Raw genomic sequence first — 12,132 nt, 5'->3', positions numbered from 1 at the left:
TTAGAGATGTAGACATGGCTAAAGAAATGATGAACTTCTCAAAGAATAATATACTAAACCAAGCAGCTCAAGCAATGCTTTCACAAGCTAACCAAGCACCACAAGGTGTACTTCAATTATTAAGATAATATGTATGAAAAAGTCGACCTTAGGTCGGCTTTTTTTATACAATTCTAATTTTGGGGGAGAATATTATATAAGAATGCTGTGTAGAAGTATATATTGAGGAGAAGATAGTAATGTTAAATAATAATTTAAATATATTAAAAGAATATTATTCTGAATTGTATAAAGAAATTTTAAATCATGATGAAAAAAAATTACCAAAGATAGTTGAAAGTAAAAATGGTATGCCAAATTTAATGTTAAACAGCGGCGAGTGGATTCATAGCACATATAATCCAGAAAAAGAAGCTGTAAGGTGGATTGAAGGATTTGATGTAGAAGATCAAGATACTATTTTGGTTATTGGTTTAGGTTTAGGATATTATTTAGATAATTTAATAGAGAAATATAGCAATAAAAAGCTAATTATTATAGAACCTAATTTGGAAATATTTATAAAATTATTAGAAGTAAATGATATAGGAGATTATTTAAAATCAGAAAATATTGTCTTTATTGTAGGTAAGGAAGCCTATATTGTTAGGAGATTGATTTCAGAGTATTTTTCTCAAAACAAAATAAAAAGAGTATATACTGCAGAAATGTCTATATATAGAAAAATAAATGAAGAATATATAGAAGAGTTATATGAAGAAATACATAAAGGATTATCAATGTTAATGGGTAATATAGCAACAGAAGCGGCATTTGCCCAAATGTGGCTAAATAATGCAATAAGAAATTTTGAATACATTAAGGATATACCTAATGTTAGTGTTACAAAAGACAAATTCAAAGATATTCCAGTAGTTATTGTTTCAGCTGGGCCATCTTTAGATAAAAATGTACATTACTTAAAAACTATATATAATAAAGCATTGATAATAGCTGTAGGTTCAGCTGTAAACATATTAGAAAAAAAGGGGATAACTCCACATATTATAATGGGATTAGATGGCCAGGAAATGGAAGCTAAGTTGTTTCAGAATTTAAAAAATCATAAATCTATTTTTGTTTATGGTGCTTCTGTTCATTATAAAGCTGTTCAAGACTATAAAGGTTTAAAAATGTGTTTAGTTTTGAAAAGTGATTTAACAATGATTGAGTTATATAAAAAATTAGGTATAGATATAGATACCTTTTCAACAGGACCTTCTGTATCCAACGTTGCTTTAGTTCTTGCTCATTATCTGCAAGCATCTAATATATTAATTATAGGTCAAGATTTAGCTTATACTAATGATAATAGATATGCTGAAGGTGGAATTCTTAATTACAATATAGAAAAAAAAGAAGTTGAGAAAAAATCAAATTATGTTAAAAGAAAAGATATATATGGGAATGATGTTTATACAAAGACAGACTTAATAGGGATAAAAAATTGGTTTGAAGATTATGTGAAAATATTTGAGGATGAAATAACAGTATACAATTGTACTGAAGGTGGATTGGGAATAAAGGGAGTTCCGAATATGTCTTTCAAAGAAGCTATAGAAAAATTCTGTATTAAGGAATTTGATATATATGAGGAATTGGTATCACTTGCAAAAGAAAAGTCATGTATTGATGTAGATAGATATAATGACTTATTAAGTAAATATAAAGAGGAAACAGATAAATGTATTGAGTTATCAAAAAAAAGACTAAAACAGATATATAAACTTTTAGATGAATATAAAAGTGATGATTTCCAAGTAAAGTTAGTAAAATTGTTATCTATAAGCGAAAAAATTGAAGAATTTGAGTTGTTTGAAATTTTTATATATCCTACTGGCAGATGCTATATAGATGCCATTACTAGTGCTGTTAACAATAAATTGGAAAAACTAAATAATATCAATGAAAAAAACAAAGTACTATTAGATGGATTAACATATCAATATGAATATATAGATGAATGCTTGCAAATAGTAAAATTAGCTTTAGAAAAAGAAGATATACCTTATATATCTTGATGAAACAGGAGGAATAAAAATGGAGACAATTAAAAAAGAAGAATTATTGAAAACAGCAGAAGAATATTTAGAAAAGTTAATAGAGAAAATCAAATATTCTGTGGAATTATTACAAAGTGGAAAAGAAGGTTTAGTATTTGAATATACAACAGATATTATTGAAGGATTAATAGGGGTTATAGATGCTATAACTTTAACCAAAGATATTCAAAAAAATATAATTGATACTTCAGCTATAAATGAACATTTGATTGAAATTAATGGGTGCTTTGAAAGTAAAGATTACATATTACTAAGTGACTTATTGGAATATGAGATAGTACCAATATTAGATGAATGGAGAACAAAAATAACTGAAAATTTAAAGATAGATTAATAATAATTTAAAAGATATAAGTAGGTTGAAGATTGCATTAAAAACTACAGAAGGAAGTGAGAAAAATGAAGGTAGTTTGTATAGTTCAAGCTAGAGTAGGGTCAACAAGACTTCCGGGGAAAGTTTTAAAAAAAATATGTGGAAAAACTGTATTAGAACATGATATAGATAGACTAAAAAGAATAAGTAATATAGATAAAATAGTTATTGCTACTACTGAATTAGAAAAGGACAAGGCTATTGTATATGAAGCTGAGCGTTTAGGAGTAAATTATTTTACAGGTTCAGAAGATGATGTGTTATCAAGATATTATTATGCTGCAAAACAAAATAATGCGGAGGTAGTTATTAGAGTTACTAGTGATTGTCCTTTGATAGATAGTGAAATTAGTGAGGGGGTAATTCAATTTTACTTAGATAACATGGATAAATACGATTATGTGAGTAATACTATTGAAAGAACATATCCAAGAGGATTAGATACAGAAGTGTTTAGCTTTAAGGGTTTAGAAAAAGCATTTATAGAAGCAGTAAGTCAAAGTGATAGAGAACATGTAACACCATATATTTGGGATAATGCTGATATTTTTAGAGTATATCAATATAAAAATGATGTAGATTATTCAAATTTAAGATGGACATTAGACACTATTGAAGATTTTAAATTAATAGATAGCATTTATAATCATCTGTACTATGAAAACGGTAATAACTTTGGTATTAGAGAAATACTTAAAGTTTTAGAAAAATATCCTGAAATTAAAGATATAAATAAAGAAATTGAACAGAAAAAAATATATATGGAGAGATAAAATTGAGTATTTATCTAAAAAAAGTATGTGAAGAGGATTGTCAGTTATTATTTCATTGGGCAAATGATGAACAAGTAAGAAAAAACTCTTTTAATAATAAGGAGATATCTTATGAAGAACATATAAAATGGTTTAACAAGAAATTGAAGAGTACTACTTGTTATATGTTTATATTGTATGATGAAAAAATACCTGTAGGCCAGGTGAGAATTGATATAGAAGATACAACTGCAATTATTGGTTACAGTATTAGCAGTGATTTTAGAGGAAAAGGTTATGCATCAAAAATGTTAGAAATGCTAGAAACGGAAGTGAAAAAAAATCTGCTTTATATTAAAAAATTAATTGCTAATGTAAAATTTGATAATATTTTTTCAAGAAAGATTTTTAAAAAGCTGAGATATACAGAAATATTAAAGGGTGATTATATAGAGTATTATAAAGAAATAGCATGAGGGGATGATTTCTTGGCAAATTCAATTAAGATTGGAAATAAAGTTATTGGTAAAGAGGATTCGGTATTTATTATAGCTGAAATTTCAGCAAATCATAATGGTGATTTTGATAGTGCTGTAAAGCTTATAAAAGAAGCTAAAAATGCAGGTGTAGATGCCGTTAAATTACAGACATATACTCCAGATACAATAACAATAGATTGTGATAATGAGTATTTTCAAATTAAACAAGGTACTTTGTGGGATGGAAGAACTCTTTATAACTTATATAAAGAAGCCTATACCCCTTGGGAATGGCAGCCTAAACTAAAGAAAATTGCAGAGGAGGAAGGGCTTATTTGTTTTTCTTCTCCTTTCGATAAAAGTTCAGTAGAGTTTTTAGAAAAAATTGATATACCAGCTTATAAGGTGGCTTCTTTTGAAATTACAGATATACCATTAATAGAATACATAGCATCAAAAGGTAAACCAGTAATAATGTCTACAGGTATAGCAAGTTTAAGGGATATCGAAGAAGCAGTTAATGCCTGCCGCAGAGTTAATAATAATCAGATAGCACTTTTAAAATGTACAAGTGCTTATCCAGCTCCTTTTGAAGATATAAACCTAAGAACTATTCCTAATTTGACAGAAACTTTTGATGTTATATCAGGAATATCAGATCATACTTTAGGTTTAACTGTTCCAGTTGCGTCAGTAGCTCTTGGAGCAAAAATAGTAGAAAAACATTTTACTTTAAGTAGAGCGGACGGTGGTCCAGATGCAGTTTTTTCACTGGAACCCAATGAATTAAAGGAAATGGTTAAAGCTATTAGAGAAGCTGAAAAAGCATTAGGACAGGTTTCTTATAATTTAACTGAAAAAATGAAGAAGGGTAGAGAATTCTCTCGTTCATTGTTTATAGTAGAAGACATAAAACAAGGAGAGATTTTTACAGAAAGAAATGTAAAATCAATAAGACCAGGTTTTGGAATGCATCCCCAACATATAAAAAATATATTTGGAAAAAAAGCTAAGTATAACATAGAAAAAGGTACCCCATTACAGTGGGAATTGATAGATTAATTTAAAGGAGAAAGTAGGGTGGAGAAGCTATGGAAAAAAAGACTTTGGTCTTACAGCCCGATTATATGAAGAATTTTAAATGTATAGGAAATGAATGTCCTGACAACTGCTGTCATGGGTGGAATGTAACTGTAGATAAAAAAATTTATAAAAAGTATAGGAAAATAAAAAATAAAGATTTAAAAAAAATAATAAATAAAAATATTACATTAAATAAAGACAGTAATGATAGTGAATTATATGCAAAAATTGTATTAGATAAAAACAATAAATGTCCATTTTTAGATTTGAAAGGGCTGTGTGAAATTCACAAAGAGTTTGGAGAAGAATATTTATCAAAGACGTGTAATCAATATCCTAGAAGTATAAATATAATAGATAATGTTTTAGAGATATCAGGAAGTGTATCTTGTCCACCTATGGCTGAATTAATACTACTTAATAAAGAACAAATGACATTTGACCAACTTGAAAAAGTTGTTGATGTTTCAAAAAGTATGATTAATGTAATATTAGATACTAATTCGGACAATGAAATATTTAAGTACTTTTGGAATTTAAGAGAAGTAAGTATAGATATACTTCAAAATAGAAATTTTGAAGTTTGGCAAAGACTTCTTATTTTAGGGCTTATTTTAGATAAGGTTCAAAATGCTGTAGATAATGGAGAAGAAGAAACTATTCCCTCTGTAATAGAACAATCAATAGAGAAATATTGTAATGAAAATATAAAAGAGATGCTAAGTAAAATAGAATTTAAAGAAAATATTCAGTTAGATTTTATTAATGCAATATGCAGTATTGGCATAGAAGAAGAAGTTAGTATTGAAAATTATAAGAAACTGTATACAAAGTTTTTAGAAGGAATTTCTTTTAATGAAAAAGATGATAAGGCTATTATAGAAAGTTATAAAAAGGGTTTTAAAGAAATATATGAACCTTTTATAAAAAATAATGAGTACATTTTAGAAAATTATTTGGTAAATGATGTTTTTTCGAGAGCTTTTCCTATAAAAAGAGGTAAAAACATATTTGAAGAATACTGTATATTGGTACTTAAATTTGCCTTGATAAAATTATTTTTAATAGGGATAGGTAATTACAATAAGGGATTAAATTATGATGAAGTTATAAATACCTTATATTTGTATTCAAGAAATATTGAACATTCAATAAAATTTTTGAATAATATTTTGGAACAGATAAAGGAAGAAAATAGGTTAAACATGGCTTTTATGAGTGTACTAATAAAAAATTAAGGGTGAATTTAATGATAAGTTTATGTATGATAGTTAAAAATGAAGAAGAAAATTTAGAAAAATGTATTAATGCTGCTAAAAAGTATGTAGATGAAATAATTATAGTTGATACTGGATCAGATGATAGTACAAAAGAAATAGCCTATAAGTTTACTAATTATGTATATGATTTTGAATGGTGTAACGATTTTGCAAAAGCTAGAAATTTTTCTATATCAAAAGCTAATAATGACTGGATACTGGTAATTGACGCAGATGAAATAATTACTGATTTTAATAAAGAAAATGTACTGAATTTTATTAAACACAATGATAAAGTTGTAGGTAGAATAAAAAGAATAAACCCTTTTGAAGATGTAACAGGTGTAAAAAAATATATAGAGAGAGTAAATAGATTATTTAATAAAAATTATTTTCGATATGAAGGGATAATACATGAGCAAATAGTATTGCAAGACGATAGGAATTATTCTATTGAAAATATTGGTATATCGGCAGAGCATATAGGATATACACAAGAAGTATTAAATAGAACGAAAAAAATAGAAAGAAATATCAACTTATTAAAAAAGGCTATATTAGATAAAAATGATGATCCATATTTATATTATCAACTGGGTAAATCCTACTATATGAATAAAGAATATGAAGAAGCTTGTAGTAATTTTACTAAAGCATTAAAATTACCTATTAATTTTATGTATGAGTATGTGGAAGATTTAGTAGAAAGCTACGGATATTCTTTAATAAATACTAATAGATTTAGCGAAGCTCTTATACTTGGAGATTACGAAAAATATTATAAAAATTCAGCCGATTATAATTTCTTGATGGGACTAATTTGTATGAACAATGCTAAATTTGATTTTGCGGTAGAATACTTTTCAAAATGTATGGAGGGTAAAGAAGGAAGAATAGAAGGAGTAAACACATATCTTCCTAATTATAATATTGGAGTTATATTTGAATGTTTAGGATACAAAAAAGAAGCTGTAGAGTTTTATAAAAAATGTAAAGGGTATAAGGTGGCAGAAAATAGATTGAAAGAACTGGTATAAAGGAGCATTGAAAATGATTGAAAAACTAGCTATAAATGGTGGAAAGCCAGTTAGAGATACCTACTTAGCCTACGGAAAACAGTATATAGATGATGACGATATAAAAGCTGTAGTAGATGTGTTAAAGGGAGACTATTTAACTACAGGACCTAAGGTAAAAGAATTTGAAGATACAGTTGCTAATTATGTAGGAGCCAAATATGCAGTAGCAGTTTCAAATGGCACAGCTGCCCTTCATACAGCTTGCTTGGCTGCTGGAATAGGAGAAGGAGATGAAGTTATAGTACCGCCTATAACTTTTGCTGCATCAAGTAATTGTATTTTATACTGTGGAGGCAAACCTGTATTTGTGGATATAAATCCTGATACATATAACATAGATGTAGAAAAAATAGAAGGAGCTATTACAGTAAGAACTAAAGCCATTATTCCTGTAGATTTTGCTGGTCAATCTGTAGATATGGATTTAATCTGTAAGATAGCAGATAAATATAATCTAACTATTATTGAAGATGCGGCTCATGCACTAGGGAGTGAATATAAAGGTGAAAAAATTGGTTCAATTGCAGATATGACAGAGTTTAGTTTTCATCCTGTGAAGCCTATTACTACAGGCGAAGGTGGAGTAATTGTAACTAATAATGAAGAGTTATATAAAAAGATGCTTTTGTTCAGAAGTCACGGTATAACTAGAGATAGTAAGCTTTTAACTCATAATGAAGGTCCTTGGTATTATGAACAGCTACATTTAGGATATAACTACAGAATAACAGATATTCAATGTTCATTAGGTTTAAGTCAGATAAATAAGATTGATGAGTTTGTTAAAAATAGAAGAGAAATAGTTAATAGATATAATGAAGCTTTTAAAGATATAGAAGAAATTATTACACCTCGTGAAGATGAGTTTTCAAATTCAGGGTGGCATATTTATGTTATAAAACTTAATTTAGATAAACTAACATGTACAAGAAAAGAAATATTTGAAGCACTTCAAGTTGAAAATATAGGAGTAAATGTTCATTATTTGCCTGTATATCTTCATCCTTATTATGAAAAACTAGGATATAAGAGAGGTTTGTGTCCGGAAGCTGAAAAACTTTACGAAAGAATGCTTACACTACCTCTATTCCCCAAGATGACTGATAAGGATGTAGAAGACGTTATCAGAGCAGTAAAGAAAGTAGTTGATTATTATTCAATGGAAAATTGTCCATTGTGAACTATCATATACATGGAGGTAGAAGATGGGATACTATAGTAATAAAAATATTCTTGTAATAGGTGGGACAGGAACTATAGGAAGAGGGCTTATAAAAGAAATTGTAAAGCAGAAGCCCAACGTTGTAAGAATATTTAGCAGGGATGAATATAAGCAGTTTATTATGGAACGTGAACTAGAACATGTTGCAGAGTTTAGATATTTAATAGGTGATGTAAGGGATTATGATAGAGTAGATCGTGCAATGAGAGATGTGGATGTAGTATTCAATTTAGCAGCTATGAAGCATGTGCCAGCGTGTGAATATAATCCTAATGAAGCTATTAAAACAAATGTAATTGGTATGGAAAATGTAATAAAGGCAGCTATGTATAATAATGTAGAAAGTGTAATTTTTACTAGTTCAGACAAGGCCATTAATCCTCCAAATTCCTATGGAGCTACGAAGCTGTTAGCTGAAAAGTTGGTACAGGCTGCAAATTTTAACAAAGGTAACTGCAGAACCAAATTTGTAGCAGTACGTTTTGGAAATGTAATGGGTTCTAGAGGATCTGTAATTCCACTATTCAAAAAACAAATTCAAGAATCTGGAAAAATTACAGTAACAGATCCTGAAATGACCCGTTTCATGATGACTTTAAGTCAGGCTGTAAAACTTATTATGACATCTCCACAAAAAGCTGTAGGAGGAGAAATTTTTATATTAAAGATGCCTGTAATTAAGCTTCAGCACATTGCAGAGATAGTAGTAGAAGAAACCTGCAGCAAATTAAACATAAATAGAGAAGAAGTTGAAATACAGAATATTGGACTTAGAGCAGGAGAGAGAAGATTTGAAGAACTTATGACTGTGCAGGAGTCTGAACTTGCTTTTGATTTAAATAATATGTATGCAGTTATACCTTCCACATATGCTGAGATTATTTCAAAATTTTATAAAGAAGAAAAAAGAGTAGAAGTAGGAAGTTACAACTCACATGATATAGAGCCTTTAACAAAAGAAGAGGTAAGAAAACTTCTTAAAGAAGAAGGACTGGTTTAATGAGAATAGCAATTCGTGCAGACGGGGGCTCATCCATAGGGATGGGTCACATAATGAGAACTTTAGTTTTAGCTAAAGAATTAGCTAAGACCAATGAAGTTTTTTATGTGTGCAGAACAGAAAATCATTCAGAGAATAGTGTAAGTGATAAGTATAGAGCGGGTATAGAAAAGATTAAATGTGAAGGCTTTAATGTTGAATTTATAAATGAAAAGTATATATTAGAAGATTTGAAAAAGATTAAAGCAGATTTATTGATTACTGATAGTTATGATGTAAACCAAGAGTATTTTATTGAAACTAAAAAAATATTTAATGAAACTGCTTACATAGATGATATAAATTGTTATTATTTTGATGTAAACTTCTTAATCAATCAAAATGCAAATGGTGAAGATTTGGAATACAAAGTTAATGATGATACAAAATTACTAGTTGGTTTAAAATATACTATGCTTAGAAATGAATTTAGAAATGTTCCTAAAAAAATTATAAAAGAGAAAGTTAAAGATATCATGATAACAGTTGGTGGATCAGATCCTAATCATGTTACAGAACAAATTCTAAATTATACTAAGAATCTTCAGTACAATTTTCATGTTGTAGTTGGACCTTCTTTTAAAGATAGTGATAATTTAAAGCAATTTGAAAATGATAGAGTTAAGCTGTATTATAACGCAAATATGTATAAAATAATGGAGAAATGTGATATTGCTGTTTCAGCTTGTGGAAGCACATTATATGAAATTGCAGCTTGTGGTGTTCCTACCTTAGGAATAATTATTGCAGATAATCAAGAAGGTGTAGCAAAAAAGCTAGATGAATTAGGTGCAATAAATAATATTGGATGGTATAGTAAATTAACTAAAGATAAATTTATTGATAGCTTTAATGAGTTGGTTTTAAATTTGAATATGAGAAAAAAAATGAGCCATACAGGGCAAAATATTATAAATGGCAGAGGTGTAGAAAGAATAGTTAAAGCTTTAACTAAATAATCAGGGAGGATGAAGATATGAACATATTAGTAACTGGAGGAGCCGGTTTTATAGGAAGATGGGTAGTTAAACAGCTTTTAGAAGATGGACACAGAATTATTGCATTAGATAATTTATCAAATGGAAGAGTAGATAACATAGAAGAATTCAAAGATAATAATAATTTTAAGTTTATAAAAGGCGATATAAAGGATGAAAAGCTTTTAGATGAATTATTTTTAGATGAAAAAGTTGATATAATTTATCACCTTGCAGCATCTATAATAGTTCAGGATAGTATAGATAATCCTAAAGAAACTTTTTACAATGATACAGTAGGTACATTTAATATATTAGAAAAAGCAAAGTTTCAAATGTTCGGAAAAAATGCAAAAATGGATGGAGATAAATGGGTATTAGATCCACAAGAGGAAAAATATCCATGCAAAGTAGTTTTTATGAGCACGTGTATGGTTTATGATAAATCAGATGAAGATGGAATAGATGAACTTCATCCAACAAAACCTGTATCCCCTTATGGAGGAAGCAAAATAGCTGCTGAAAATATGGTGCTTTCATATTATCATGCGTATAAGCTGCCAACAGTAGTTATAAGACCATTTAATACATATGGACCTTTCCAAAAATCCAGTGGAGAAGGCGGAGTTGTTTCTATATTTATAAATAGAGCTTTACATGGTCAAGAACTAAATATATATGGTACTGGAGAGCAGACAAGGGACTTACTTTATGTTAAAGATTGTGCTAGATTCGTAATTATGACAGGATTAGATAATAAAGTTGATGGAGAAATAGTAAATGCCGGAACAGGAAGAGATGTTACAGTAAATGAACTTGCAGATATAATTTCTAAAGATAGAGTAGAAATAAAACACGTAAAACATATTCATCCTCAAAGTGAGATTATGAAGCTTAAATGTGATTACAGCAAAGCTAAAAAACTTATGGGATGGGAACCTGAATATACATTGGAAGAAGGAATTAAAGAAACAGAAGAATGGATTGCAGCAGTTGAGAGTTGATATCTCAACTCTCAATTTTCAACTAATTAAAATTTTGTTTTAAAAAAATTTAATTTTAGGTGTAAAGTATTTAATTTCCCATACGATGTATTAATTATCAAGAAGTTATTTGATAAAAATAGTATGAAAAAGAAAAATTAAAAAATTTTAAAAATAAATGTAAAGTTTGATTATTTAGCTTCGATAAGAAGAATAAGTAAATAAAAAATAAATAAGCTTTAATCAAGGATGATTAATAAATCTATTTACCACCGCAGGAGGCGGGAGGGAGAGATAGGTTTATTAATCATCCTTTTGTTTTTGAGAAAATTTAATGAGAATTTTGGCTTTATTAAAAATATCTTAAAAATGTTAAGTTTATGTTAAAAATTCAATCATTTTATGATATAATGTGTAGAGTGTTAGAAAAAAATGTATTAAATCTCAATGAATGGGAACTTAAATAGAGATTTTAATACAATTTAATAAAAAATAAAAAAACATCTGAGGAGGGAACCTAATGCTAGTATTAGGCAGGAAGCCAGGAGAATATGTAGTTATTGATGAGAAGATTAAAGTGGAAGTTGTAAAAAGTGAAAAAGGTGATTTAAGACTTGCCATTGATGCTCCAAGAGAAATAAAGATAGTTAGAGGCGAGATTTGGGAAAGTCAAAATTTAAAAAAAGCAAAATAAAATATGTACAAGCTCAAGGAGGAGTTAATTAATTCAGCAAACCACAGGGAATGTGGGGAAGTTGGATTAGTTAACTCCTTCTTTTTTATT

Annotated in this window: 13 protein-coding genes; all 13 read left to right on the top strand. The window is 28.4% G+C overall.

Annotation, left to right across the window (positions count from 1 at the left end; genetic code table 11):
- Positions 1-128, top strand: a 128-nt coding sequence (locus tag OXH55_RS07210) for a flagellin (protein WP_268049640.1), incomplete at its 5' end; no start/stop codon positions are given.
- 111 nt (positions 129-239) lie between these two features.
- On the top strand, positions 240-2,060 hold the full coding sequence (locus OXH55_RS07205; RefSeq protein WP_268049156.1) for a motility associated factor glycosyltransferase family protein: 1,821 nt from the start codon (positions 240-242) through the stop codon (positions 2,058-2,060).
- Between the two features lie 19 nt (positions 2,061-2,079).
- A complete protein-coding gene (locus tag OXH55_RS07200) occupies positions 2,080-2,436 on the top strand; it encodes a DUF8042 domain-containing protein (protein ID WP_268049155.1) in 357 nt (118 codons plus the stop codon).
- Positions 2,437-2,501: 65 nt separating this feature from the next.
- The gene (locus OXH55_RS07195; RefSeq protein ID WP_268049154.1) at positions 2,502-3,248 is read left to right on the top strand and encodes a glycosyltransferase family protein; all 747 of its coding nucleotides are present in this window, start codon (positions 2,502-2,504) and stop codon (positions 3,246-3,248) included.
- A gap of 2 nt (positions 3,249-3,250) precedes the next feature.
- Positions 3,251-3,703 (top strand): GNAT family N-acetyltransferase, encoded by a 453-nt coding sequence (locus OXH55_RS07190; RefSeq protein ID WP_268049153.1) that lies wholly within the window; start codon positions 3,251-3,253, stop codon positions 3,701-3,703.
- Positions 3,704-3,715: 12 nt separating this feature from the next.
- Complete coding sequence (pseI, locus tag OXH55_RS07185; RefSeq protein WP_268049152.1) at positions 3,716-4,768, top strand: pseudaminic acid synthase; 1,053 nt, start codon at positions 3,716-3,718, stop codon at positions 4,766-4,768.
- Positions 4,769-4,797: 29 nt separating this feature from the next.
- Positions 4,798-6,027: a flagellin lysine-N-methylase gene (gene fliB, locus OXH55_RS07180; RefSeq protein ID WP_268049151.1), complete on the top strand. Its 1,230-nt coding sequence runs from the start codon at positions 4,798-4,800 to the stop codon at positions 6,025-6,027.
- 26 nt (positions 6,028-6,053) lie between these two features.
- On the top strand, positions 6,054-7,085 hold the full coding sequence (locus OXH55_RS07175) for a glycosyltransferase (RefSeq protein WP_268049150.1): 1,032 nt from the start codon (positions 6,054-6,056) through the stop codon (positions 7,083-7,085).
- Between the two features lie 13 nt (positions 7,086-7,098).
- Positions 7,099-8,307, top strand: coding sequence for a UDP-4-amino-4,6-dideoxy-N-acetyl-beta-L-altrosamine transaminase (gene pseC, locus OXH55_RS07170; RefSeq protein WP_268049149.1), 1,209 nt, complete (start codon positions 7,099-7,101; stop codon positions 8,305-8,307).
- 25 nt (positions 8,308-8,332) lie between these two features.
- Complete coding sequence (locus OXH55_RS07165; protein WP_268049148.1) at positions 8,333-9,349, top strand: SDR family NAD(P)-dependent oxidoreductase; 1,017 nt, start codon at positions 8,333-8,335, stop codon at positions 9,347-9,349.
- Entirely contained in the window at positions 9,349-10,347 is a 999-nt protein-coding gene (gene pseG, locus OXH55_RS07160) for a UDP-2,4-diacetamido-2,4,6-trideoxy-beta-L-altropyranose hydrolase (protein ID WP_268049147.1), read from the top strand. The genes OXH55_RS07165 and pseG overlap by 1 nt, the downstream gene beginning before the upstream one ends.
- Positions 10,348-10,364: 17 nt before the next feature.
- Positions 10,365-11,369: a dTDP-glucose 4,6-dehydratase gene (locus OXH55_RS07155; protein WP_268049146.1), complete on the top strand. Its 1,005-nt coding sequence runs from the start codon at positions 10,365-10,367 to the stop codon at positions 11,367-11,369.
- 499 nt (positions 11,370-11,868) lie between these two features.
- A complete protein-coding gene (locus OXH55_RS07150) occupies positions 11,869-12,042 on the top strand; it encodes a carbon storage regulator (protein ID WP_268049145.1) in 174 nt (57 codons plus the stop codon).
- The last annotated feature ends 90 nt before the right edge of the window (positions 12,043-12,132 follow it).

The sequence above is a fragment of the Clostridium ganghwense genome (assembly GCF_026735165.1).
Classification (GTDB): domain Bacteria; phylum Bacillota; class Clostridia; order Clostridiales; family Clostridiaceae; genus Clostridium_H; species Clostridium_H ganghwense.
The sequence above is the reverse complement of the archived record's forward strand: the minus strand, read 5'-3'. Positions and strand labels throughout refer to the sequence as shown.